Below are 24803 nucleotides of genomic sequence, written 5' to 3'. Positions count from 1 at the left end.
CAATAAAAAAGACACCTTGATCCATTTTGCGACATGTGTTGCCATCAAATTGCAGACATAAAAAAAGCCGCTTAAAGCGACTTTTTCTAAATATAATAGGCAATTAGCTCTTTTTAACCGGGCGTTGCCAGCCATCCAGGTTACGCTGCTTTGCACGAGCTACAGCCAACTGGTTATCACCCACCTTAGCAGTTACCACTGAGCCGGCACCCACAGTTGCCGTGTTACCAATCTCAACAGGTGCCACCAGCGATGAGTTAGAACCGATAAAGGCGTTATCGCCGATAATGGTTTGCGACTTATTAACGCCATCATAGTTACAGGTAATGGTGCCGGCACCGATATTTACCTTCTCGCCGATTTGCGCATCGCCAAGATAGGTTAGATGATTCGCCTTTGAGCCCTTGCCTAAACGCGACTTTTTCATCTCGACGAAGTTGCCAATGTGCGAGTCTTCTTCCATCACCGCACCGGGGCGCAGGCGTGCAAATGGGCCAAGGGTACATTTGGCAGCCACGGTAGCATCTTCAATCAGGGTGTTGGCCTTAATCACCACACCATCGCCGATTTTACAGTTTTTCAGCACACAGTTAGGACCGATAACAACATCATCCCCCAGCTCGACGTTACCTTCAAAAATAACATTCACATCGATTTGTACGTCTTGCCCGGTTTTTACCTGACCACGTACATCTATACGCGCAGGGTCCGATAAACTGGCACCGTTAATCATCAATTCTTCGGCCTGCCAGGCTTGATAGGCACGCTCTAATTGGGCGAGCTGTACGCGGTTATTAGCGCCTTCCACTTCCATCGGGTGCTCAGGCTGACTAGAGCTGATTTCAACACCCTCAGCGTGCGCCATGGCGACGATATCCGTTAGATAGTATTCGCCCTGGGCATTGTTATTTGAGAGGTTCCCTAACCACTTTTTCAACAGGCCGCCGTTACAGGCCATAATACCAGTATTGATTTCGGTGATCGCTAGCTGCTTAGGGGTTGCGTCTTTTTGTTCAACGATGCCTACTAGTTTGCCGTTTTCACGTAGCATACGGCCATAGCCCGTAGGATTTTCAAGATCGACGGTCAGTACGGCTAAGCCTTGCTCGGGCGTAGCAGCCAATAACTTCTCTAATGTTGATTTCTTGGTGAGTGGTACATCGCCATAAAGGATCAGCACGGTATCGTTATCGCCGATATGTTCTTTTGCAACGGCCACGGCGTGGCCCGTACCCAGCTGCTCGGCCTGCAGCACCCAGTTAAGCTCGTTGCCGGTGAGTTGCTGTTGCAGCATCTCGCCACCGTGGCCATAGACCAGGTTGGTGTGCTTGGCGCCAAGGGCCTTGGCATTGTCGATAACGTGTTGCACCATGGGCTTACCGGCTATCGGGTGCAATACCTTAGGAAGCTTTGAGCGCATGCGAGTACCCTTACCCGCGGCCAAAATAACTGTGGTTAAATTCATTCTAATATCCTTTTTTCGCATCCACTGTCACACGGTTCAATTTGGCGCTTTAAATCAGCACATCCTGTGTCTGGATAGAGTAAAGTCCACTCAAGTCTTGACCAACGCCGTAACTGTACCATTGTGTACAAATTGGCAATATTGTAACCGCTCCACCATGAACATTGAACGAACAGACATAAAAAAACCCACGCTGTTAGCGTGGGTTTTTGCAAACCTTTTCGGTCGATAGCAATTAGCTATTACGCAATAGACGGATTACGCGAAGTTTGGCAAGAGCCTCTTCGAGTTGCACTGCGGCGCGCTGATAATCCAGCTCATCACTTTGTGCTTTATCCATTTGTTCTTGCGCTTCGCGCTTAGCTTGCTCTGCTGCTTGCTCGTCCAGCTCTTCGGCTCGAACGGCTGTATCAGCCAGCACGGTTACGTTATGAGGTTGAACCTCAAGCGTACCGCCTGCAACATAGATGATTTCTTCACCACCTAGCTGCTTAACTAAACGCACCATACCAGGTTTCAGGGCAGTTAGTAGCGGCGCGTGACCTGGGTAAATACCCAATTCACCTTCACTACCTGTCACTTGAAGTGTTTCTACACGACCGGAAAATAACTTTCCTTCTGCGCTCACTACATCAAGATGTACGGTCATAGCTGCCATACTCCCCTCCTAATTACATGCTTTTAGCTTTTTCTTGCGCTTCTTCGATTGAGCCAACCATGTAGAACGCTTGCTCTGGCATGTCGTCGAACTCACCGTTTAGAATGCCTTTAAAGCCTGCAATGGTGTCTTTTAGTGATACGTATTTACCAGGTGCACCTGTGAATACCTCAGCAACGAAGAACGGCTGAGACAGGAAACGCTGGATTTTACGAGCACGTGATACCACTTGCTTATCTTCATCAGACAGCTCGTCCATACCTAGGATGGCGATGATGTCTTTCAGCTCTTTATAACGCTGAAGTACGGTTTGAACGCCACGAGCTGTGTCGTAGTGCTCTTGACCGATTACTAGCGGATCAAGCTGACGTGAAGTTGAGTCAAGTGGGTCAACAGCTGGGTAAATACCTAGAGCTGCGATATCACGAGAAAGTACAACTGTCGCATCTAAGTGGGCGAAAGTAGTCGCCGGAGATGGGTCAGTCAAGTCATCCGCAGGTACGTATACGGCCTGGATTGACGTGATTGAACCAGTCTTAGTAGACGCGATACGCTCCTGTAGTACACCCATCTCTTCTGCAAGAGTTGGCTGGTAACCTACCGCTGAAGGCATACGACCTAGTAGTGCTGATACCTCAGTACCGGCAAGCGTATAACGATAGATGTTATCTACGAAGAAAAGAACGTCACGACCTTCGTCACGGAACTTCTCAGCCATAGTTAGACCAGTCAAAGCAACACGTAGACGGTTACCCGGTGGCTCGTTCATCTGACCGTATACAAGCGATACTTTATCAAGTACGTTTGAATCGTTCATTTCGTGATAGAAGTCGTTACCCTCACGAGTACGCTCACCAACACCGGCGAATACAGAGTAACCACTGTGCTCGATCGCGATGTTACGGATAAGTTCCATCATGTTTACGGTTTTACCTACACCAGCACCACCGAATAGACCTACTTTACCACCCTTAGCGAATGGACATACAAGGTCGATTACTTTGATACCAGTCTCAAGTAGTTCTACCGAGCTTGACTGATCTTCGTACGAAGGTGCTTCGCGGTGAATTGACATACGCTCTTCTTCGCCGATTGGGCCAGCTTCGTCAATTGCTTCACCTAGTACGTTCATGATACGACCAAGAGTAGCTTTACCTACTGGAACCTTGATCGCTTCACCTGTGTTTTCTACTGCTGTACCACGACGTAGACCGTCGGTAGTACCAAGTGCGATACCACGTACCACACCGCCGCCTAGCTGCTGCTGAACTTCTAGTGTCAGACCTGCTAGGTCGCCGTCTGTAACTTTTAGTGCGTCATATACGGCAGGCACGTTGTCTTGTGGGAACTCGATGTCCACAACGGCGCCGATAATTTGGACGACCTTACCTAAACTCATGTCTATTCCTCTCGTTAATCTTTGCCCGAAGCATTAAACTGCTGCTGATCCGCCAACAATCTCACTGATTTCTTGTGTGATTGCGGCCTGACGAGCCTTGTTATAAACAAGCTGTAACTCATCCATCAGGTCGCCGGCGTTATCCGTTGCGGCTTTCATCGCAACCATACGGGCGGCCTGCTCAGAGGCAGCATTTTCAACCACACCTTGATATACCTGAGATTCTACAAAGCGAACCATTAGTGTTTCCAAAAGGGCTTTTGGATCTGGCTCGTAGATGTAGTCCCAGCGGTGTGCTAGTTCTTCGCTTTCTGTTTTCGGCAAAGGCAACAATTGATCGATTGTTGGTTCTTGCTTCATGGTGTTTACAAACTTATTGTAAACAACAAACAAGCGGTCTAATTTGCCTTCGTTGTATGCATCAAGCATAACTTTTACAGGACCAATTACGTCCTGAACCGAAGGCGCATCGCCTAGACCTGATTTTTTGGCAAGCACAGAGCCACCAAAACGCTGGAAGAAACCGGCAGCCTTGCTACCTAGTACGGCGAAATCCGCAGATACGCCTTTTTCTTTCCATGCTTTGATTTCTAGGGCTACTTTCTTGAACTCGTTTGAGTTCAAGCCACCACATAAACCACGGTCGGTAGAGATGACGATATAACCAACGCGCTTGACCTCACGCTCTTCCAAATAGGAATGGCGATATTCGAGGCTAGCATTAGCAACATGACCGATCACTTTGCGTAAGTTTTCAGCGTATGGACGGCTTGAAGCCACACGGTCTTGCGCCTTCTTCATTTTAGAAGCGGCAACCATTTCCATAGCGCTAGTGATCTTCTGAGTATTCTTGATACTCCCGATCTTGCTTTTTATCTCTTTTCCGCTGGCCATGACTCTTTCTCCGAATCTGGGTGAGTTTTAAAATTAAAACTCACCGTTCATAACTAATTACCAAGTTTGCGTAGACTTGAACTTCTCTAGAAGTTCTTTCAGCTGCGCTTCGATCTCGGCGTTGTAGTTACCAGTTTCATTGATTTGAGCCATTAGCTCTGCGTAAGTGCTGTTTGCGTAAGAAATAAGAGCCGCTTCGAAATCCATGATTTTCGCGATTTCGATGTCTTTTAGATAGCCCTTTTCAGCAGCAAATAGCGACAGAGACATTTCCGCAACAGACATAGGTGCGTACTGTTTCTGTTTCATTAGCTCTGTTACGCGCTCACCGTGCTCAAGCTGGGCACGAGTTGCATCGTCAAGGTCAGAAGCGAACTGAGAGAACGCCGCTAGTTCACGGTACTGAGCTAGCGCTAGACGGATACCACCACCTAGTTTCTTAACGATTTTAGTTTGCGCGGCACCACCTACACGAGATACCGAGATACCAGCGTTAACGGCTGGACGGATACCCGCGTTGAACAAGTCAGTTTCTAGGAAGATCTGACCGTCGGTGATAGAGATAACGTTTGTAGGTACGAACGCAGAAACGTCACCACCTTGAGTTTCAATGATAGGCAATGCCGTCAATGAACCTGTTTTACCTTTCACTTCACCGTTAGTGAACTTCTCAACGTAATCAGCGTTTACACGCGATGCACGCTCTAGAAGACGTGAGTGAAGGTAGAATACGTCACCTGGGTAAGCTTCACGACCTGGTGGACGCTTAAGTAGTAGTGAGATCTGACGGTAAGCAACAGCTTGCTTAGAAAGATCATCATATACGATTAGCGCGTCTTCACCGCGGTCACGGAAGTATTCACCCATAGTACAACCAGCAAATGGCGCTAGGTATTGTAGCGCTGCTGATTCAGAAGCAGATGCAACAACAACAATCGTGTTCTCTAGTGCACCGTGCTCTTCAAGTTTACGTACTACGTTAGCGATAGTAGATGCTTTTTGACCAACCGCTACGTACACACACTTAACGCCTGTGCCTTTTTGGTTGATGATAGCATCGATAGCTAGTGCAGTTTTACCAGTCTGACGGTCACCGATTACAAGCTCACGCTGACCACGACCAACTGGAATCATCGCATCGATAGACTTATAACCAGTTTGTACTGGCTCATCTACTGATTGACGCTCGATTACGCCTGGTGCGATTTTTTCAACTGGCTCGAAACCGTCGTTATCTAGAGCGCCTTTACCATCGATAGGTGCACCTAGTGTGTTAACAACACGACCAAGTAGACCACGACCAACAGGTACTTCAAGGATACGACCGGTAGATTGTACTTTTACGCCTTCTTTAAGGTCTGCGTATGGACCCATTACTACGGCACCTACTGAGTCACGCTCAAGGTTTAGTGCGATAGCATAACGGTTGCCAGGAAGCTCAATCATCTCACCTTGCATACAGTCAGCTAGACCGTGGATGCGGATGATACCGTCAGTAACAGATACGATAGTACCTTCGTTACGAGCTTCACTTACAACTTCGAACTGCTCAATACGTTTTTTGATCAGATCAGAAATTTCAGTGGAATTAAGTTGCATGCTCTTCTTCCCAATTACGATTGTAGTGTAGTGGCCAGACGGCTAAGTTTGCCGCTGATACTGCCATCGATTACGGTGTCGCCGGCTTTAATAACCAGACCACCAACAACCGTGTTATCAACACTACAATTCAGCTTAACTTTGCGTGCGAAACGTTTTTCAAGTGCCGCGACTAGTTTCTCTTGCTGCGCTGCAGCAAGCTCGGTTGCAGAAACGACGTCAACGTCGATTTCTTTGTCATAATCCGCTTTAAATTCAGCGAATAATTGTGCAACCGCCGGTAGGGCGACTAAACGTCCATTTTCGGCCATTACCTTTACCAGGTTCTGGCCATATTCGTTGAGTTGCTCTGCACAAAGCTGAATCATAGTTTCAGCTTGTTTTTCAGCAGAGGCACTGCTCGACAGGAATCGAGTAACTTGCTCGTTCTTCGCTACTTCACCAGCGAAAAACAGCATCTCGTTCCAGATGTCGACCGCACCTTTGTCAACGGCAAATTCAAAAGCCGCTTTAGCGTATGGGCGAGCGATAGTAGTCAGTTCAGACATGCTCATACCCTCCTATTAAAGCTCGGCAACAAGTTTTTCAACTATGTCGCTGTGCGCGGCTTCATTGATTTCGCGCTCTAAGATCTTCTCGGCACCGATAACCGCTAGAGAAGCAACTTGCTTACGCAATTCTTCTTTGGCACGGTTACGCTCGGCTTCGATTTCTGAATGACCTTGAGCAATGATTTTTTCACGCTCTTCGTGACCACGAGATGTCTCTTCGTCAACGATTTGCGTCGCACGCTTTTTAGCTTGCTCGATGATTTCAGCAGCTTCTGCTTTAGCTTCTTTAAGTTGCTCGGTTGCTTTTTTACGAGCAAGTTCAAGATCTTTTTCAGCTTTATCAGAGGCAGCTAAACCATCTTCAATTTTCTTTTGGCGAGCCTCGATTGCACCGTTTAGTGGTGGCCACACGAACTTCATGCAGAACCATACAAAAACGATGAAAGCGATTAATTCACCAATTAGAGTGGCGTTTAAGTTCACGACCGCTCCTCCTTACATTTTGTTCGCAAAATAGTAGAAATTAACCTGCAAATGGAGCTAGAGCGAACAACATGTATAGACCGATACCTACACCGATCATCGCGATAGCATCGATAAGACCAGCTACGATGAACATTTTAACTTGTAGTTGAGGTGCAAGCTCAGGCTGACGAGCAGCTGATTCTAGGAATTTACCACCTAGGTTACCGAAACCGATAGCAGTACCAAGGGCACCAAAACCGATAAGTAGGGCAACAGCGATATATTTAAGGCCGATTACGATTTCCATTATTGTCTCCAATATTTTTGTAAATGATTAAAGTTAAAGTTAAAGTTAAAAAAATCTTTTTTGAGCCGGTTCTTAATGGTTGTCTTCAGACGCCATGCTCAGGTAAACAATTGTCAGCATCATGAAGATGAATGCTTGCAATACGATAACCAGGATGTGGAATACCGCCCATACAAAGTGCAGCGGCAATTGGAACAAACCAAGCGCAGCAATTAGGATGAAGATAAGTTCACCAGCATAAAGGTTACCGAATAGACGTAAGCCCAATGAAACCGGCTTCGCGATTAGAGTTACTGATTCTAAAAGCAAGTTAACCGGAATAAATAGGACTTGAACAACCACGTTTTTAGAACTGAATGGGTGAAGCGTTAGCTCCTTGATAAAGCCCATTAAGCCCTTAACACGAATCGAATAGAAGATGATGAGTGCAAACACCCCGATACCTAGCGCTAGGGTTAGGTTAAGGTCGGTTGTTGGTACCACCTTCATGTATACATCGTGAGAACTTTCTACGGCACCTGAAAGTACGCCGATTTGACCTGCAAGTGCAGGAAGGAAATCAACCGGGATCAAGTCCATTAAGTTCATCAGGAATACCCAGACGAAAATTGTCAGAGCAAGAGGAGCGATTAGTCGACTTCTACCGTGGAAAGTATCTTTCACGTTTTGATCGACGAATTCTACGACCATCTCGATAAAGCACTGAAATTTCCCGGGAACGCCAAGCGTTGCTTTGTTCGCAGCGCGCTTAAAGATCCATAAGAAAATCAGTCCAAGACCGATAGACCATGCGAGGGTATCTACATTCAGCTTCCAAAACCAACCGTCGCCAATACTGACTTGACCGTTAGTTAAATGGTGCTGGATGTAACCCGTTAAGGTAAGTTCTTCACCTGCAGCCATGTTTTATCCCAAAAGTTAATGATTAAAAAAAATCGGCGCTAACCACTGTGTAAACGTCACCAATATAAAGCAGGAAAAAAATGGCAACGCCATTACCGGATAAAGCTTAAATATCAGTGCGAACAAGAAAATCGTTAGCAAAAATTTTAATCCGTTGCCTCTTTTAAATGAGGCATACACTTGTTTTGCCTTGCTTGCGCCCACATATCGAAACGCATAGATAGCAAACAAAAAGTTAGGAAGTACCGCCACCAGTCCACCAGCCAATGCTGAAACCGCGGCATCTACTTCCCAACCTACTAAAACTATTACTGCAGCTATAATTGCTACGACACCCTGAAGAAGAACGCCTTTTAATGCGGCTTGGCGATACGGGCCAGACAACCTTTGCGTCACTTTCTATTAACCTTAATTACGTTAAGTTTCATTGGGGTGCTAAAACTGGCGAAATTATACTGATTTCTGGCCAATTTGCAACTTGAGCGGGATGAAATTGTGTCAATTTCACCCCCGTGATTACGGGGGCGAGAAGGGGATAATTAAACCTGATTTCGCTGCGGGTCGATACGCTCTAAAATACCTTCAAGCTCGTCTAAATTAGTGTAAGAAATCACTAGCTTACCCTTGCCTTTCTGGTTGTAGTTTATTTCGACCTTGGCACCGAGATTATCTTGGAGCTTTTGCTCTAACTGTTTGACATCTGGGTCTTTTTCTTTTTTAACCGGTTTTTCTGAGGGTTCCAACAGGGAACGCACCAGCTTTTCCGTCTCACGTACGGTTAATGCCTTGGCCACGGCGCTGCGAGCGGCCTCAGATTGCGCTTCACCACTGAGCGCCAACAGACAACGAGCATGACCCATCTCGATATCGCCATGCTCTAACATAATTTTTACATCGTCATTGAGGTTGTTCAGACGCAGCAAATTAGTCACTGTGGTACGAGATTTACCCACCGCATCGGCCACCTGTTGATGCGTCAAGGCAAACTCTTGGATCAAACGCTCCAGGGCGATGGCTTCTTCCATGGCGTTGAGGTCTTCACGCTGAATATTCTCAATCAGGGCGATGGCCACCGCGGCTTCATCCGGTACATCCTTGATTAAACAAGGGACCATATCGAGTTTAGCCAATTGCGCGGCGCGCCAGCGACGCTCACCGGCAATGATTTCGTACTGCTGTTCGCCTAACTGACGCACTACAATGGGCTGAATAATGCCTTGGGCACGAATTGAACTCGCCAGTTCTTCAAGCGCGTCTTCGGCCATATCCTTGCGCGGCTGATACTTGCCGGGGCGTAAAAACTCGATCGCCAGCTTTTGCAGCTCGCCTTTAACGGCTTGCTCGCTTGGCCCGTCATTGGCGCTTTGCTCTGACGCGGGTGCGGCGGGTTTTGACGACGTGAGTAGGGCATCCAGGCCCCTTCCTAATCCACGTTTTTTAGCAGACATTGATTCGCTTACCTCTAGATTTAGGCGACTGCAGGTGTTTGTTTTTCTTTGCGGCGCAGCATTTCACCGGCCAAGGCCAGATATGCCTTGGCTCCCGCAGAGGCTCTGTCGTAATACATGGCCGGGGCACCAAAGCTGGGTGCTTCTGCAAGTCGAACGTTGCGCGGAATAACAGTCCGATAGACCTTATCGCCAAAGTGCTGTTTCAGCTGTTCGGAAACATCGTTGGCAAGGCGGTTGCGCGGATCGTACATGGTTCGCAAAATGCCTTCAATCTGTAATTTGGGGTTAACCAGTTGTGCTAATTGCTCTATGGTGCCCATCAATGCGGTGATCCCTTCCAGCGCATAATATTCACACTGCATGGGAACCAACACCGAGTCGGCGGCGGCCATGGCATTAACGGTAAGCATATTCAACGACGGCGGACAGTCGATAAAAATATACTCGTAGTCGGCAAGGATCTTTTCCAAGGCGTTGCGCAAACGTACTTCGCGGGCAAACAATTCCATCAGTTTCACTTCCGCCGCGGTAACATCACCGTTGGCGGCGATCAAGTGATACTCACCCGAAGTCTGAGTGATCACCACCTCTTCGAAGGGTTTATCTTCGATCAGTAGATCATAGACGGTAGCAACATCGTCGTACTTATCAACGCCGCTGCCCATGGTGGCATTGCCCTGAGGATCGAGATCGATCAATAACACCTTACGTTTGGTCGCAGCCATTGAGGCCGCCAAATTTACGGCTGTGGTGGTTTTACCCACACCGCCTTTTTGGTTTGCAATAGCAATGACTTTAGCCACGTTGATCCTCGCCAATTAATTTTTTCTTAGAATTATAAGATGGCGCTCGCCCTCTAATTCAGGAACCCTAAGCTCAATATTTTGCTCGAAACTGAAGCCATCGGGAAGGTGTGCTAATTCCTGCTCAGGGTACTGGCCTTTAAGCGCAATAAAGCGGCCGTCCTGATCAATTAAATGCGCGCACCAATGCAGCATATCATCAATAGAGGCAAAGGCGCGAGATAGCACTCCATCTAATTTAACACTTGGCTGATATTCTTCAACTCGACTCTGCACCGGGGTTACATTTTTTAGGCCAAGCTCATGTTTCACCTGCTTTAAGAAGGTGACGCGCTTGCCAAGACTATCGAGTAATACGAACTCGGTATCGGGCAGGGCAATGGCCAAAACCATACCGGGTAAACCAGGTCCAGTCCCCACATCGATGTAGTGTTGACCTTTAAGGTGCTCGGCCACAACCAGGCTATCCATGATGTGCTTAACCAGCATGTCTTTAGGATCGCGAACGGAGGTAAGGTTGTAGGCTTTGTTCCACTTGTCCAGCAAAGCAACGTAGGCAAGTAATTGCTGAATCTGTTGCTCACTAAGAGAAATGCTGGCCTTAGCCAGCAATTGTTTAAATTTGTTTTCTAACACGCTTGCTCTTGGTTACGCCGATTTGCGCAACATACCTTGCTTCTTGAGATACACCAATAATAACGAAATCGCCGCTGGAGTAATACCAGAAATACGCGATGCCTGGCCGATAGTGTCGGGACGTGCATCGGTCAGTTTGGCGACCACTTCGTTCGACAAGCCGGAAACCTGGCTGTAATCGAATTCTTTTGGCAACAAGGTTTGCTCATGGCGCAGTTGCTTGGCAATTTCATCCTGCTGACGGGCAATATAACCGGCGTACTTGGTTTGAATCGCGACCTGCTCAAGGGCTTGCTCGTTGTCTGAGCCAGAAGCCAAGCCGTCAATTGCCATCAGATCCTTGTAACTGATCTCCGGACGACGCAATAGGTCTTCCAGGCTAGCTTCGCGGGTCATTGGCGACTTAAGCAGTTCGTTGACCGAATTCAAGGCCGGATGATCTTTGTGGATCCAGGTCGAGCGAATACGCTGGGTTTCCTGCTCCATCACTTCCAGCTTGTCATTGAACGCAGCCCAGCGCTCATCACATACCAGGCCTAGCTCTCGTCCTTTGGCCGTTAAGCGTAGATCGGCATTGTCTTCACGCAGCAACAGGCGGTATTCGGCACGGGAGGTAAACATGCGGTACGGTTCTTTGGTGCCTAGGGTTGCCAGGTCGTCGATCAATACGCCGGTGTAGGCTTCGTCACGACGTGGCGTCCATGAATCCTTGCCTTGCACTTGCAATGCCGCGTTCATACCGGCGATCAAGCCTTGGGCACCGGCTTCTTCATAACCCGTGGTGCCATTGATTTGACCAGCAAAGAACAGGCCATTGATAAATTTGGTTTCCAGCGATGGTTTTAGATCGCGGGGATCGAAGAAGTCATACTCGATGGCGTAACCAGGACGACAAATATGAGCATTTTCAAAACCGGCAATGCTACGCACTATGTCCATTTGCACATCGAACGGCAGGCTAGTGCTGATACCGTTAGGGTACAGCTCATAAGAAGTTAGGCCCTCAGGCTCAACGAAGATCTGGTGTTTGTCTTTATCGGCAAAACGAACGATCTTATCTTCGATTGACGGACAATAACGCGGACCTATGCCTTCAATCACACCGGAATACATGGGTGAGCGATGCAGGTTGTCGTTAATGATCTGATGCGTTTTCTCGTTGGTGTAGGTGATATAACAGGGGATCTGTTTCGGGTGATCACTGGCCTTGCCCATAAATGAGAAAACCGGAGTTGGGGTATCACCAGGCTGAGTTTGCATCTTACTAAAGTCCACGGTTCGCGCATCAATACGTGGTGGTGTACCTGTTTTCAGGCGATCAACGCGAAACGGTAATTCGCGTAGTCGACGTGCCAGTGCGATCGAAGGAGGATCACCTGCGCGGCCTCCTTGGAAGTTTTCTAAACCAATATGAATTTGGCCACCAAGGAAGGTACCTACGGTTAATACCACGCTTTGAGCACTGAACTTTAAGCCCATCTGGGTAACAACGCCGGTAACCTTATCACCTTCAACGATAAGATCATCACAGGATTGCTGGAAGATCTTCAGGTTTTCCTGGCGTTGCAAAATGGCTTGGATCTCGGCTTTGTAGAGAGCGCGATCCGCCTGAGCACGGGTTGCTCGTACCGCTGGGCCCTTAGAAGAATTTAGGGTTCTGAACTGGATCCCGCCTTTGTCGATGGCTTTGGCCATAGCGCCGCCCAAGGCATCGATCTCTTTAACTAAATGACCTTTACCTATGCCACCGATCGCTGGATTACAAGACATTTGGCCAAGGGTGTCCATGTTATGTGTCAACAGCAGGGTATTCATGCCCATACGTGCCGCAGCTAATGCCGCTTCGGTGCCAGCATGACCGCCGCCTACAACAATGACATCAAAGTGTTCATGGAAAATCATTTAACGTTTCCTACAACCGGTGAAAGAGAAAAGGGTGCGTATTCTACCTAGAAAATGAGGGAAGGGAAACGGTTAAATAGTGTTCAAGATCTCGAAGTGGATCATATATAAAATAAAGGATCTTTAAAGAGATCTTTTATTGATCTTACTATTAGTCTCGTCCAGATCTGTTGATAACCGATAAAAACTTTATAAATTCAATAGATTGAGCGATCTTAATTGTTGTAGATATGATCGGATCTAAGGGCTAATAAGCTCTGATCAAATAGCTGTTTTATACACAGGCCAATTCGCGATAGATCTTATCAAGTGCATAATCATCGCTTGGATCGCATGATACTAAGCTTTTATCCACATTCAGATCTAACTTTTCGATATTTTGTGAATAAGTATTGGGTAAGATCCTTATGCACTTTTCCATGCTTGCAGCAAATTAGGCAGCCATTGCTCAGCAGTATCTTCCGGTAGCTCTTCGCCAAGCACATCTATTTCTAGTTGCGGCAATAGCAGGGTGGCACCCTTGGTTTGTAACAAGGAAACGATATTTTTAGCGGCAAAGTTAAAGGTGTCGTAGCTGGAGTCGCCAACTCCTATAACCGCAAAACGAACTCCATCAAGCGGCTCACTTGTTGCTAATTGCTCGATAAATGCCAGTAAATTATCGGGATAATCCCCTGCGCCATGGGTTGAAGTACAGATCAACCAGGGATGATCCCTATCTATATGTTGTAGCTCGGGTTGCTCGTGCAACTGACTTTGTACACCTTGATCCGCCAAAAGTTGGCTTAAATGTTCGGCCACATACTCGGTGCCGCCCATCTGGCTGCCTATGATAATTTCCAGCTGTTTCATGTCGTCAAACTAGTCGTTCAATTGGCCTGTATGATACCTGATCTCGTACATCACTCAATGGATCTCTTTATCAGTGCATAAATAATTACTTTGTAAAATGTGGAATCTTCTTTTAGTAATATGAAATATATAGTTTTTTTATGATTTTAAGTTGTTGATAAAAAGTCGATAAGCTTAGGTTAAATAGCCATTCCCGGTCATCAAAAAGGGATTAAAAGGGGCTGTTGGCTTATTTATTAGGGGTGTGAATTATTTGCTTGTGGATAATGATCGTTCCGTGCAAATGGAGACATAATTTTAGATCTATATATTTATTTTTTAGATCTAAAACTTCTATAGGCCACCCCGATCTTTGCGTTTTTGGTGGTTTAAATGACCATTTTGACGATCCGATCCTGTCATCAACGAGCATTATTTTATTCTGGACGTAAAAAAAGCCTAAATGATGAACGCTTGTGATAAGAAATACGTGCCTTGAATAGGTATAAATAGTCTTACTTTTGCTTTGTGATCGATTATTATTAGTGTGCTAATAACCTGAAACTGATGTGTAAATATTCAAAGGGAGTAGAAATGTTGTTGTCTGGACGTATAAGGTTTATGTGTCTGTTTGTTTTATTTTTATTGTTCGGGTGCCACAAGCACAATAGAGATGAACGAATAGTTGATATTGAAGCTCTTTCTACCCCGGTTGTTATGGCTGCATCCAAAGGATCTCAGGATGGTGTTCATTTAACCTGGCCACCGGTCCCCGGTGCCGGCAGTTATGCACTTCATCGCTGTGAAGTGCCCGAAGGTATCACCGATGATCTGGTCGAGTCCACACCAACAGATTGTGGTGGGCCGATTATTATCACCTCTGAACTTGGCTATATTGATGTGCCGCCGCAAACCGCTCCTCAAGCCTATGTTTACCGCCTTAGGGCTTGCTCTGCGAGTGATGCGAATATATGCGGAACGATTATAGCCTCAGTGGTCGCGGCGCAGGCTAGTGCGCCGGAAGTCCCTCAACTGACAACTAATATTGGTGATCATGGACGCCAGGTTATCTCCGGTTTGACCACAACATTACATGCTTTTGTCTATAACGCTTCGGGTAACGTGATCTGGAACTGGAAACAAGAGGGCGGTCCAAAGGTCACCCTAGTAGGTGCCGACACTTCTGAACTGAGTTTCACTGCCCCCGATGTTATGACCAATACCCTGTTGTCATTTGAGTTGAGGGCATCGGATGCCAATGGTAATGGTCGTCCGTCAAAAGTAGCTATCACCGTTGTTCCCGCCAATAACGTGAGTGTAAAAGCGGGCTCATCGTCGCGATTAACCCAGTCTGGCCATAAGGTAACTTTGCATGCGCGAGGCAGTGATTCGGGTTTAGACTATCAATGGCGCCAGATTGCACCGGATTCACCTATTATCACCCTCAATGGGGCTGATACGGCAAACCCAGACTTTATCGTGCCTTCCATGCCTCAAGGTGGGATTTTACATTTTGAGGTGAAAGTTACAGATCCCGTTACCGGCAGAAATGCTAGTGCCAGAACTGCGGTTGAAGTGCAATATGCAGTTCCTACAGCAACTCCGATCCTTGAACCATCGCAGACACCGGATCCGGTACCAACCCCTGTGCCAATGGCTGCTCCCTTACTGAAACCTTTATTGATCGCACAACCATTGCAAGTGCCCCATCCTCGTCAGGTAGAACCTGTGCCTAGCCCTATTTTGGTACCACCCAAAGTGCCGCCACAAGCGTTAGTTTTACTTGCCCCCCCTGCCGTCGCAGCGACTGGAGGAACTCGCGTTGAACTGAGTATGACAGTCAATGGCGGTCGCCCTCCTTACCAATGGCAATGGATACAAAGCAGCGGCCCCACAGCAAACTTGGAGACCAGCGCACAAGAAGTATTAACAGTGCAATTGCCCGTTGTAGACGCTGCTCAGGTACTTACTTTTGAAGCTAAAGTTACCGATTCAGAGGGGATTGAACGGACCGCCGAAGCGGTGGTGCACGCAATGTTAACACCTGAGGTTGCAACTGGAGTGACTCCCACTCCGATCACGTCTCTTGAACCTCGCCTTGTGGTGGTGGGTGAGCCTGCACCTGTATTGAACTCTCCATTAAGTGATTTGACCGTGGATCAAATAGCGGGCCCAAAATTGCAAATAGCTCAGCAACCAGACAGCGGTGGTACGGGAACCCAGATCTTGGTAACCGCGCCTTTAGTTAAACAACATTCGGCACACGCTATGTTATCGGTAACAGGCAAAGATCTGCAAGGTGAAGTCGTGCGTTATATCCTGCCGGTACTCATCATTCGTCCGCAGGCAATTGCTCCTCCTGTTGAGAGCCCGCCTCAGGTGCTGCCACCACAAGAGGCCCCAAAACAAGATGATCCCCTTATTATCATCGCCGGTACTGCTGGGGTTATTTTGCAAGAAGGCTCTTTAAAAGCACTCGGGGTTGTTGCCCAAGGCGGTAAGGGCCGTGAAAATTATCGCTACCTGTGGTCTTATCTTAAAGACGAGAATAGCCCCGATGTGAGCTTTAGCGGAGCCAATACAGCGAGAATCGTGGTGACTGCTCCCGCGGTACGACAAACAACGCTGTTGCGCTTCAATGTGCAAGTGAGCGATGGCGCTCAGACCACAGACAGAGACATACTGGTACAGGTAAACGATGTTGCCTCTTCTTTGGTTATTGGTGACTTAGCGCCGCTAACAGTGGATAGCGGCCAGGAAGTGAGTTTAAGCTCACCCACGCCTACTGGGGGCGTACAGTTTCCAACCCATGAGCATTATCGTTATGCCATTACTCAAATAGGCGGTTCACAGTCGGTGACTTTAACGCCAATCGGTGATCAAGAAGCCGACCGAATTAGTAATTGGCGCTTTGTAGCCCCCACTTTATTTCCGGGCGATGCCGATCTGGTACTGTTATTTGAGATGGCCAGCTATGATAGGGTCGGTAATGTGGTGAAAACCACACAGCAGGTTAGGGTGAGCGCGCCACCACCACCAGAGCCTTTGGTTGCCACCATGTCCTCACCGGTAAATATTGCCTTGGGTACATCGCTTACCTTGCAGGCCGATGTGACGGGAGGAACTGCGCCGTATAGCTTTGTCTGGAAAATACAGCCACACGTCCAGGCGATACCGGGTAAGCCTGCATTTAATTTGGGGACATTAAACGCGACCGGACAAAATCCTACTGTATCAATAGATAACCTCGGCCTTCGTCGTGATGAAGCAGCAAGTTATCAGTTAGAAGTGTCATTAACCGTGACCGATGCCAATCTTCAAGTGAGTGAAGCCACCAGCTTTACAAGGGTTGTTTTATCCGATGCCTTGAGGTCTGCAACAGAGGCCTTGGTATGTGGTCATCTTGATATTAAGGAACCTTGTACCGATCTCGACTTAGTGCTTGGGATGACGACTAAATGCCCAGTCCATCAGCCATATGCGTTGAATTTTATAAAGCAACAAGATGATTTGGTAGAGGAGTATCGCTGGTGTGCCGATGCCCGCACTGTGTTCAATCTATCCATTGCCAGTGGCAATATAGATAACCCCTTGTGCCGCAATTTTAATCCAGTTGCCCCCATGGATTTAACCTGTTATTTAGCGTGTTATGGCGATGGGTGTAATATAGATACAATTCCACCCGATGCTACATTGCTAGGGACGTTAGGCAGTGATGGCTATTTGAAAGTGGGCATGCCGCCATTAAATAATTAACGGAATATGGGCCTATTTGATAGGCCCATTTTTTATTTACCGATACAGAATGAGCTGAAGATCTTGCCGAGCAGATCATCCGAGGTGAATTCACCGGTGATCTCGTTAAGGTATTGCTGTGCTAAGCGCAGTTCTTCGGCAAGAATTTCACCGGCGATATGGGCTTCAAGCTGCTCCTGGCCAGTTTGCAGATGACTTAAAGCACGTTCTAAGGCATCAAGGTGGCGACGGCGCGCCATAAAGCTGCCTTCTTGCGTGCCTTCAAAGCCGACACAGGCCTTTAGGTGCTCACGTACTAAATCGATACCCAGGCCCTCTTTGGCGCTGATCCTCAGCACCGGATGGCTATGGCTGTCGTCAAACCCCAGCTCTTCACCGCTGAGGTCGACCTTATTACGGATCACGGTAATGCCCATATTTTCCGGAAGCTTGGCGACAAACTCAGGCCAAATTTGCTCAGGTGTATTGGCTTGAGTGTCCTGGGCGTCGACCATAAAGAGCACGCGATCGGCCTGGTTTATTTCTTCCCAGGCGCGCTCTATACCGATCTGTTCCACTTTGTCAGGGCTTTCCCTCAGTCCGGCGGTATCGATTATATGCAGAGGCATGCCATCGATATGAATGTGCTCTTTAAGCACGTCTCGGGTGGTCCCGGCGATATCGGTAACAATGGCGGCTTCACGGCCGGCCAGGGCGTTAAGCAGGCTTGATTTACCGGCGTTGGGGCGTCCGGCAATCACCACCCGCATACCGTCGCGGATGATGCTGCCCTGTTTGGCCTGAGCTCGCACCTGCTCGACCTGATCGAGTATGCGTTGCAGATCGCCGGCAACCTTGCCATCGCTGAGAAAATCTATTTCTTCATCGGGAAAGTCGATGGCCGCTTCAACATACATGCGTAGGTGAATCACCTGTTCCACCAGCTCAGTGATGTGATTGGAGAATTCGCCCTGGAGCGAGTGCAGGGCGCTTTTCGCCGCCTGTTCCGAGGTGGCATTGATTAAATCGGCAATGGCCTCAGCCTGGGTTAAATCCAGTTTATCGTTTAAAAATGCGCGCTCGGAGAATTCCCCGGGTTTGGCCAGACGCACACCCTCAATGTCGGCAATTTCACGTAGCAGCATGTCGAGAATAATCGGACCGCCGTGACCTTGCAGCTCAAGTACATCTTCGCCGGTAAAGGAGTTAGGGCCTTGAAAGAATAGGGCGATACCCTGATCCAGCTGTTGCTTATTAAGGTCGTGAAAGGGCACATATTCGGCGTAGCGGGTCTTGGGGCAATGACCGATGATCTGCTCGGCAACATCCTTGGCAAGGGCACCTGAGACGCGAATTATACCCACGCCACCGCGTCCGGGGGCCGTGGCTTGGGCAACTATAGTGTCTTGAGAATACATAGAATAACTCGATAAAGCGGCAATGTGTGTATTGTAACCTAATGTGGCTGTAAACAATAAAAAAGCGGCCATAAGCCGCTTTTCTAATATCGATTCAGGCTAAATCTAGCCTCGGACTTTCAGGCCCTTTTTCTCCATACCGCGGTAGATGATCAGCATCTGAGCGATAGAGATAAGGTTTGAAACCAACCAGTAAAGTACCAGACCCGATGGGAACCATAGGAAGAATACCGAGAAGAATACCGGCATCCAGGTCATCATCTTCTGCTGCATTGGATCCGTTACCGTCATTGGCTGAAGCTTTTGCATCAGGAACATACTGGCGCCGAATAGAACCGGTAGCACGTAGAAGGGGTCTTTTGACGACAAGTCAGTTAGCCATAGGCCGAACTCTGCATGGCGTAGTTCTGGTGATTCCAGGAATACGTAGAACAGCGCCAGGAAGATAGGCATTTGTAGCAACAGTGGGAAACAGCCACCCATAGGGTTCACTTTTTCCTTGCGGTACATTTCCATCATAGCTTGACCGAACTTCTGGCGGTCATCGCCATAGCGCTCTTTCAGTGCCTGCATCTTCGGCTGAAGGGCACGCATCTTAGCCATAGAGGTATATTGGGCTTTAGTCAGCGGGTATAGCAGCGACTTCACAACAATAGTGATAGCTATGATAGCCAAGCCCCAGTTACCTAGGAAGCTGTATAAAAACTTCAGCAGTGTTAATAGTGGCTGTGAAATAAACCATAACCAACCATAGTCCACGGCTAAGTCCAGGTTAGGGTGCAGCGCTTCCAAAGCATCCGTGTCTTTCGGACCCATATAATAGGTAGACGCAAATGTTGCAGAGCTTGCCGGAGCAATATTCACTGGCTCCGACTTAATACCAATTTGCGCAACCTTGGCGGTAGGCAGACGCATATATACGGTGTTCGTTTGATCTTGAGCGGGTACCCAGGCACTAACGAAATAGTGCTGAAGGAAGGCCACGTAGCCACCTTGAGTCGACTCTTTCAATTCTTTGTCTTGAATATCGTCAAACGAGTATTTTTCGTAGTTAACTTCGTCGGTACCGTAAGCACCACCTAGGTAGCTTTGATCGATTAGGCTGCCCTTGTCTTGGACGGTGCGCTTAACCTGAGTATAAAGCTGTACCTGAACCGCGTTAGCCGTGTTGTTTTGGATGTCATAATCCAAGGTAACGTCGTAACGGCTTTTGTGGAAGGTGTAGGTTTTGGTGTAGCTCACGCCTTGAGCATCAACAAAGGTAAGCGGTACCGCTAGTGTATCGCCAGTCATGGTATAGCTTTGTTGCTCGCTTTGATAAACCGGGCGACCTTCTTTACGAGCGTCTGGACCATTTAAGCCGATTAAACCACTTTGGGCGAAGTATTCATTGCCCTCAAACTGGCCTAACAACAGGTAAGGCTCGTCGCTGCCATGAGTTTCCGCATGCTGCAGCAATTTGGCTTCGATGATGTCGCCGCCAAGGGTGTCAATTTTCACCGCAAACACATCCGTGGTTACGGTAATAATTTGTTGGCTTGCTGATGTCGATGCTAGCGGCTCGGCAATATCCGAATTGGGAACATCACTTTGCCCGGCGTTGGCTGGGGCATTGCTTTGGGTTTGAGCACTTGGATTGTTGGCCGGTTGGTTATAATCATTATTCCATTCCTGGAATAATAAAAATGACACCAACAACAGGCCGATAAATAAAAACGTGCGTTGCGATTCCATAACAGCTCTTATTTCTCGTTGTTAAGATTAATGGTGGTTACGTTTGCCAGGAACGGGATCATCCCCTCCGGCATGTAAAGGATGGCATTTTACTATTCGTTTCGCTGCCAACCAACTGCCTTTTACCGCGCCATGCAGTTTAATAGCCTGCAAGGCATAAGAAGAACAGCTGGGATTAAAGCGACAGTTCGGCCCAAGCATTGGGCTGATCCACTTTTGATAGACCTTTATTACAGTAATGAGGGTATTTTTAGGTATTGCTAATATAAAAGCTAACATAAAGGCCCGCAGCACTGAGTAGGGTATAAGTGAATACTCAGTTAGTCGATTAAAAGGTGAGCTAAAGATACCTGAAAACCTAGGTAAATTCTATTATCTACCACGCTTTTGCGAAGTATTGTCGCGCTTTTTGTGATGTCTGCGCGGTGGCGGCTTGTATCCTGGTTTACAGCGTTCGTTGATTTTACGCCATAGTTTATCCAGTTCTTGACGAATTTCGGCGTTTGAGCGCTCGTCGATACCGCGTTTAACCATCAACACAATATCAATATTGTCGAGTTTATGCTGATGCAGGCGAAAGCTTTCACGAGCAATACGCTTGATGCGGTTTCTTTGATTGGCTTGTTTTACATTCTTTTTAGCTACGGTGAGCCCCAATCGCGGTTGCGATAACGAGTTAGGTTTAGCTAAGAGAGTAAATAAGGAAGTAGCAGCCCGAGCAGGCTCGTTAAAAATGCGGGAGTAATGCGAGGGAGTTAACAGACGTAACTCCCTGCCAAAGCGAAAGTCTTCCACTAAATATTAAGCAGAAAGAACTTTACGGCCTTTAGCACGACGACGTGCTAGTACTTTACGGCCGTTAGCAGTAGCCATACGAGCACGGAAACCGTGAGTACGCTTACGCTTTAATACGCTAGGTTGAAAAGTTCTTTTCATAACAATTCCATCCGATCGGTTAAGGTTTAAGTTCTCTGTGTGGGTCGCGATCCTCACTCAGACGCTAACACAACTTCGATGCCAAGTTTTTCTCACTCTGCGATGTTCACCGAGTGTTTCCAACGGACATTCCGTGGTGCCTTAGCGAGCGCGAGATTCTATAGAGGCTTGACGCTAAAGTCAACGATAATCGCACAACAAAGAGCCTATATATTAGCAGCTGGAGGCCAAGATCGTGCAAGCGATCCTCGAAGGATCGTTAAAAACTGAAAGTTTTCCACAGGGCATGTTTAAAAAGTGCATAAATCCCCTGAATAACCCCCTTGGATCATCTTAATTGATCAAGATCAAAGTTTTGTAAAGCGTTAAATTAAATTCTTTTTTTAAAATAAATATCAATTAAAAACAATGTGTTACATTGCTTTTCTTGTTGGAGCATATTTTCCGTAAAAATCAATATTGAAGTTGTGGATAAATAGGCGTCATAATGGGCGACCCGATCACAGAAAAGCCGTGATTCAGGGAAGAATAACAAGCGCTAAACTCGTGATGAACGAGTATCGAAACCTCTATTCTATTTTCGGGAGTACACTGTGTATCTGTCTGTTTGGCAAAGTTGTTTATACGTGTTGCAAGATGAATTGCCATCACAGCAATTTAGTATGTGGGTAAGACCCCTGCAGGCAGAAAGTACCGATGATACTCTGACTATTTATGCGCCAAACCGCTTTGTTCTTGATTGGGTTAGAGAAAAATACCTAAATCGTATAAATGAACTGTTAGTCGAAATTTGTGGCGATGAAGCGCCAGAATTACGTTTTGATGTGGGCAGCAAGCCCATGCTTAATACCGCTGTGAATACTACGGCACAGGCACCTAGTCAGGGCGTAAATGGCGCCAGTGACAACGCCAAGGCTAATAGGGCTAAACAACCGGCTCAACCCGCAGCAGTTGAACCAGCGCCCAAGTCACAGTACAAATCTAATATAAAAGAAAACTATACCTTTGATAATTTTGTTGAGGGTAAATCAAATCAGTTAGCCAAAGCCGCAGCAACTCAGGTGGCCGATAATCCTGGCTCTGCATTTAACCCTGTATTTATATACGGTGGCACTGGTTTAGGTAAAACGCACCTATTACATGCGGTGGGTAATGGCATTTTAGCGAAAAAAGAGAATGCTAAGATTGTCTATATGCACTCAGAACGCTTCGTTCAGGATATGGTGAAAGCTTTACAAAACAATGCGATAGAAGAATTTAAACGCTATTATCGCAGTGTTGATGCCTTGCTGATCGATGATATTCAATTCTTTGCCAACAAAGAGCGCTCTCAGGAAGAGTTCTTCCATACCTTTAATGCGCTCCTTGAGGGCAACCAACAGATCATTTTGACCTCCGACCGTTACCCCAAAGAAATAGAAGGGGTAGAGGACAGACTTAAATCTCGTTTCGGTTGGGGTTTAACCATTGCTATCGAGCCGCCCGAGCTTGAAACCCGTGTGGCCATTTTGATGAAGAAGGCACAGCAGAGTAAGATTAACTTACCCCATGAAGTGGCTTTCTTTATTGCTAAAAAATTGCGTTCCAATGTGCGTGAGTTGGAAGGGGCGTTAAACCGAGTGATTGCCAATGCTAACTTTACCGGTCGACCCATTTCTATCGATTTTGTAAAAGAAGCGCTGCGCGATTTATTGGCACTGCAAGATAAGCTGGTGACCATAGACAATATTCAACGCACTGTGGCAGAGTATTATCGTATTCGTGTTTCCGATCTATTGTCTAAGCGCCGTAGCCGCTCGGTGGCGCGTCCGCGTCAGGTGGCCATGGCATTATCGAAAGAATTAACAAACCACAGCTTGCCGGAAATCGGCGACGCATTTGGTGGTCGTGACCATACCACGGTACTGCACGCCTGCCGCAAGGTTAAAGCACTTCGTGATGAAAGCCACGAAGTGAAAGAAGACTATCAAAATCTAATAAGAACTTTGTCATCTTAAGGTTACCCTTATGCAAATTACTATCGCTAGAGATCAGTTTCTAAAGCCTTTAATGCAGGTATCAGGCGCCATCGAGCGTAAGCACACCTTGCCCGTGCTCTCCAATGTATTACTTGAGGTGCGCGATGGTCAGTTATCCATGACGGGAACCGATCTTGAAATAGAGCTCGTCGCCTCGGTAGCCCTGGAGCAACCTTGTGCCGACACCAAGATCACCTTGCCGGCGAAAAAGCTTTTAGATATTTGTAAAAGTCTGCCCGATGGCAGTGATATCACCTTGACCTCTCAAGAGCATCAGGTGGTACTGACCTCGGGACAAAGTCGATTTGCCTTGCTGTCGTTGGCGGCGGAAGACTTCCCTAATCTGGAGCAATGGGATGGTGAAGTTGAATTTCAACTAAGTCGCTTGGAGCTTCGTAAGTTGCTGGAAAGCACTCATTTTTCTATGGCTAACCAAGATGTTCGTTATTACCTTAACGGCATGTCCTTTGAAGTTGAAAATGACGAAATTAAAACCGTGGCCACCGATGGTCACCGTTTAGCTATAGCACAAAAGAAATTACCACAGTCGTTAAATAGCCAGCGTCAGTTGATTGTGCCGCGCAAAGGTGTGCAGGAAATTATGCGGCTGATGCCGGCCGACGATCAGCCCGTCACTATTCAATTTGGTGCGAACCATATTCGTATTACCGATGCCGAGTTCACCTTTACCAGTAAACTGGTTGATGGTCGTTTCCCTGATTACCGCCGTGTTTTACCGCGTGGTGGAGATAAGGTGATTATCGCTAATCGTGAATGGTTGCGTAATGCCTTGCACCGCGTATCGATTCTATCTAATGAAAAGTTTCGCGGTGTTCGTCTGAACTTAAGCTCGGGTATGCTCAAGGTCAGCGCTAATAACCCAGAGCAAGAGCAGGCGGAAGAAGTGATCGAAGTGATGTATCAGGGAGAAGATTTAGAGATAGGCTTTAACGTTTCTTATCTGCTTGATGTACTTAACACCATCAAAACCGAAGACGTTTCTATTACTCTTGCCGACTCAAACAGTAGTGCCCTAATGGAAGCAGCGGGAGACGGTGAAGCCCTGTATGTCGTTATGCCCATGCGCTTGTAACGGCC

At 47.3% G+C, this 24803-nt stretch carries 23 protein-coding genes; 3 read left to right on the top strand and 20 right to left on the bottom strand.

Annotated features, from left to right (window positions below):
- Positions 1-103: 103 nt before the first annotated feature.
- The 15 genes from glmU to mioC form a co-directional block, all read right to left on the bottom strand.
- Positions 104-1465 (bottom strand): bifunctional UDP-N-acetylglucosamine diphosphorylase/glucosamine-1-phosphate N-acetyltransferase GlmU, encoded by a 1362-nt coding sequence (gene glmU / locus KD147_RS04585; protein WP_212547067.1) that lies wholly within the window; start codon positions 1463-1465, stop codon positions 104-106.
- A 235-nt stretch (positions 1466-1700) separates the two neighbouring features.
- Entirely contained in the window at positions 1701-2123 is a 423-nt protein-coding gene (locus KD147_RS04580) for a F0F1 ATP synthase subunit epsilon (RefSeq protein WP_105188733.1), read from the bottom strand.
- A gap of 13 nt (positions 2124-2136) precedes the next feature.
- A complete protein-coding gene (gene atpD, locus KD147_RS04575; RefSeq protein WP_105253387.1) occupies positions 2137-3522 on the bottom strand; it encodes a F0F1 ATP synthase subunit beta in 1386 nt (461 codons plus the stop codon).
- A 33-nt stretch (positions 3523-3555) separates the two neighbouring features.
- Positions 3556-4416, bottom strand: a complete 861-nt coding sequence (gene atpG / locus KD147_RS04570) for a F0F1 ATP synthase subunit gamma (protein WP_212547066.1) — start codon at positions 4414-4416, stop codon at positions 3556-3558.
- 57 nt (positions 4417-4473) lie between these two features.
- Positions 4474-6015, bottom strand: coding sequence for a F0F1 ATP synthase subunit alpha (atpA, locus tag KD147_RS04565; RefSeq protein WP_105188736.1), 1542 nt, complete (start codon positions 6013-6015; stop codon positions 4474-4476).
- A gap of 14 nt (positions 6016-6029) precedes the next feature.
- Entirely contained in the window at positions 6030-6563 is a 534-nt protein-coding gene (atpH, locus tag KD147_RS04560) for a F0F1 ATP synthase subunit delta (protein WP_212547065.1), read from the bottom strand.
- A gap of 15 nt (positions 6564-6578) precedes the next feature.
- Positions 6579-7049, bottom strand: a complete 471-nt coding sequence (gene atpF / locus KD147_RS04555) for a F0F1 ATP synthase subunit B (RefSeq protein WP_105188738.1) — start codon at positions 7047-7049, stop codon at positions 6579-6581.
- Positions 7050-7089: 40 nt separating this feature from the next.
- Complete coding sequence (atpE, locus tag KD147_RS04550) at positions 7090-7338, bottom strand: F0F1 ATP synthase subunit C (RefSeq protein WP_105188739.1); 249 nt, start codon at positions 7336-7338, stop codon at positions 7090-7092.
- 72 nt (positions 7339-7410) lie between these two features.
- Positions 7411-8241, bottom strand: a complete 831-nt coding sequence (gene atpB, locus KD147_RS04545; RefSeq protein ID WP_105188740.1) for a F0F1 ATP synthase subunit A — start codon at positions 8239-8241, stop codon at positions 7411-7413.
- A 15-nt stretch (positions 8242-8256) separates the two neighbouring features.
- A complete protein-coding gene (locus KD147_RS04540; protein WP_105188741.1) occupies positions 8257-8637 on the bottom strand; it encodes an ATP synthase subunit I in 381 nt (126 codons plus the stop codon).
- 143 nt (positions 8638-8780) lie between these two features.
- Positions 8781-9689, bottom strand: coding sequence for a ParB/RepB/Spo0J family partition protein (locus KD147_RS04535; RefSeq protein WP_105253382.1), 909 nt, complete (start codon positions 9687-9689; stop codon positions 8781-8783).
- A 20-nt stretch (positions 9690-9709) separates the two neighbouring features.
- The gene (locus KD147_RS04530; RefSeq protein ID WP_105253381.1) at positions 9710-10495 is read right to left on the bottom strand and encodes a ParA family protein; all 786 of its coding nucleotides are present in this window, start codon (positions 10493-10495) and stop codon (positions 9710-9712) included.
- 15 nt (positions 10496-10510) lie between these two features.
- The gene (gene rsmG, locus KD147_RS04525; protein WP_212547064.1) at positions 10511-11131 is read right to left on the bottom strand and encodes a 16S rRNA (guanine(527)-N(7))-methyltransferase RsmG; all 621 of its coding nucleotides are present in this window, start codon (positions 11129-11131) and stop codon (positions 10511-10513) included.
- A gap of 12 nt (positions 11132-11143) precedes the next feature.
- Entirely contained in the window at positions 11144-13033 is a 1890-nt protein-coding gene (gene mnmG / locus KD147_RS04520) for a tRNA uridine-5-carboxymethylaminomethyl(34) synthesis enzyme MnmG (protein WP_105253379.1), read from the bottom strand.
- Between the two features lie 405 nt (positions 13034-13438).
- On the bottom strand, positions 13439-13885 hold the full coding sequence (gene mioC / locus KD147_RS04515) for an FMN-binding protein MioC (RefSeq protein WP_212547063.1): 447 nt from the start codon (positions 13883-13885) through the stop codon (positions 13439-13441).
- 696 nt (positions 13886-14581) lie between these two features.
- On the opposite strand from mioC, the gene KD147_RS04510 reads away from it, so the two are divergent.
- Positions 14582-17620 carry a hypothetical protein gene (locus KD147_RS04510; protein ID WP_212547062.1) on the top strand — a complete coding sequence of 1013 codons (3039 nt, stop codon included), beginning with the start codon at positions 14582-14584 and terminating at the stop codon, positions 17618-17620.
- A gap of 32 nt (positions 17621-17652) precedes the next feature.
- On the opposite strand, the gene mnmE is transcribed toward KD147_RS04510, so the two are convergent.
- The 5 genes from mnmE to rpmH all read right to left on the bottom strand — a co-directional run bounded on the left by mnmE (position 17653) and on the right by rpmH (position 21687).
- The gene (mnmE, locus tag KD147_RS04505) at positions 17653-19017 is read right to left on the bottom strand and encodes a tRNA uridine-5-carboxymethylaminomethyl(34) synthesis GTPase MnmE (protein ID WP_105253474.1); all 1365 of its coding nucleotides are present in this window, start codon (positions 19015-19017) and stop codon (positions 17653-17655) included.
- Positions 19018-19122: 105 nt separating this feature from the next.
- Positions 19123-20751: a membrane protein insertase YidC gene (yidC, locus tag KD147_RS04500; RefSeq protein ID WP_105253376.1), complete on the bottom strand. Its 1629-nt coding sequence runs from the start codon at positions 20749-20751 to the stop codon at positions 19123-19125.
- A 27-nt stretch (positions 20752-20778) separates the two neighbouring features.
- Positions 20779-21030, bottom strand: coding sequence for a membrane protein insertion efficiency factor YidD (gene yidD / locus KD147_RS04495; RefSeq protein WP_105253375.1), 252 nt, complete (start codon positions 21028-21030; stop codon positions 20779-20781).
- A gap of 93 nt (positions 21031-21123) precedes the next feature.
- On the bottom strand, positions 21124-21546 hold the full coding sequence (gene rnpA, locus KD147_RS04490; protein ID WP_105253374.1) for a ribonuclease P protein component: 423 nt from the start codon (positions 21544-21546) through the stop codon (positions 21124-21126).
- Positions 21547-21552: 6 nt separating this feature from the next.
- Positions 21553-21687 (bottom strand): 50S ribosomal protein L34, encoded by a 135-nt coding sequence (gene rpmH / locus KD147_RS04485; protein WP_008488847.1) that lies wholly within the window; start codon positions 21685-21687, stop codon positions 21553-21555.
- 662 nt (positions 21688-22349) lie between these two features.
- Here rpmH and dnaA point away from each other — a divergent pair.
- Both dnaA and dnaN read left to right on the top strand, forming a co-directional pair.
- Positions 22350-23684 (top strand): chromosomal replication initiator protein DnaA, encoded by a 1335-nt coding sequence (gene dnaA, locus KD147_RS04480; RefSeq protein WP_442792535.1) that lies wholly within the window; start codon positions 22350-22352, stop codon positions 23682-23684.
- Between the two features lie 10 nt (positions 23685-23694).
- A complete protein-coding gene (gene dnaN / locus KD147_RS04475; protein ID WP_105253373.1) occupies positions 23695-24798 on the top strand; it encodes a DNA polymerase III subunit beta in 1104 nt (367 codons plus the stop codon).
- Positions 24799-24803: the final 5 nt, after the last annotated feature.

Source organism: Pseudoalteromonas sp. BDTF-M6, assembly GCF_018334135.1.
Taxonomy (GTDB): Bacteria; Pseudomonadota; Gammaproteobacteria; order Enterobacterales; family Alteromonadaceae; genus Pseudoalteromonas.
This window is presented reverse-complemented; position numbering and strand designations above follow the sequence as displayed.

What these genes read in the sequence shown, in the direction of transcription:
- KD147_RS04580 (WP_105188733.1), bottom strand. Translation starts at nt 2,123, where the DNA reads ATGGCAGCTATGACCGTACATCTTGATGTAGTGAGCGCAGAAGGAAAG.
- glmU (WP_212547067.1), bottom strand. Translation starts at nt 1,465, where the DNA reads ATGAATTTAACCACAGTTATTTTGGCCGCGGGTAAGGGTACTCGCATG.
- atpH (WP_212547065.1), bottom strand. Translation starts at nt 6,563, where the DNA reads ATGTCTGAACTGACTACTATCGCTCGCCCATACGCTAAAGCGGCTTTT.
- dnaA (WP_442792535.1), top strand. Translation starts at nt 22,350, where the DNA reads ATGTGGGTAAGACCCCTGCAGGCAGAAAGTACCGATGATACTCTGACT.
- atpE (WP_105188739.1), bottom strand. Translation starts at nt 7,338, where the DNA reads ATGGAAATCGTAATCGGCCTTAAATATATCGCTGTTGCCCTACTTATC.
- yidD (WP_105253375.1), bottom strand. Translation starts at nt 21,030, where the DNA reads ATGTTAGCTTTTATATTAGCAATACCTAAAAATACCCTCATTACTGTA.
- mioC (WP_212547063.1), bottom strand. Translation starts at nt 13,885, where the DNA reads ATGAAACAGCTGGAAATTATCATAGGCAGCCAGATGGGCGGCACCGAG.
- rpmH (WP_008488847.1), bottom strand. Translation starts at nt 21,687, where the DNA reads ATGAAAAGAACTTTTCAACCTAGCGTATTAAAGCGTAAGCGTACTCAC.
- yidC (WP_105253376.1), bottom strand. Translation starts at nt 20,751, where the DNA reads ATGGAATCGCAACGCACGTTTTTATTTATCGGCCTGTTGTTGGTGTCA.
- dnaN (WP_105253373.1), top strand. Translation starts at nt 23,695, where the DNA reads ATGCAAATTACTATCGCTAGAGATCAGTTTCTAAAGCCTTTAATGCAG.
- mnmE (WP_105253474.1), bottom strand. Translation starts at nt 19,017, where the DNA reads ATGTATTCTCAAGACACTATAGTTGCCCAAGCCACGGCCCCCGGACGC.
- KD147_RS04510 (WP_212547062.1), top strand. Translation starts at nt 14,582, where the DNA reads ATGGCTGCATCCAAAGGATCTCAGGATGGTGTTCATTTAACCTGGCCA.
- mnmG (WP_105253379.1), bottom strand. Translation starts at nt 13,033, where the DNA reads ATGATTTTCCATGAACACTTTGATGTCATTGTTGTAGGCGGCGGTCAT.
- atpG (WP_212547066.1), bottom strand. Translation starts at nt 4,416, where the DNA reads ATGGCCAGCGGAAAAGAGATAAAAAGCAAGATCGGGAGTATCAAGAAT.
- atpA (WP_105188736.1), bottom strand. Translation starts at nt 6,015, where the DNA reads ATGCAACTTAATTCCACTGAAATTTCTGATCTGATCAAAAAACGTATT.
- atpD (WP_105253387.1), bottom strand. Translation starts at nt 3,522, where the DNA reads ATGAGTTTAGGTAAGGTCGTCCAAATTATCGGCGCCGTTGTGGACATC.
- KD147_RS04535 (WP_105253382.1), bottom strand. Translation starts at nt 9,689, where the DNA reads ATGTCTGCTAAAAAACGTGGATTAGGAAGGGGCCTGGATGCCCTACTC.
- atpB (WP_105188740.1), bottom strand. Translation starts at nt 8,241, where the DNA reads ATGGCTGCAGGTGAAGAACTTACCTTAACGGGTTACATCCAGCACCAT.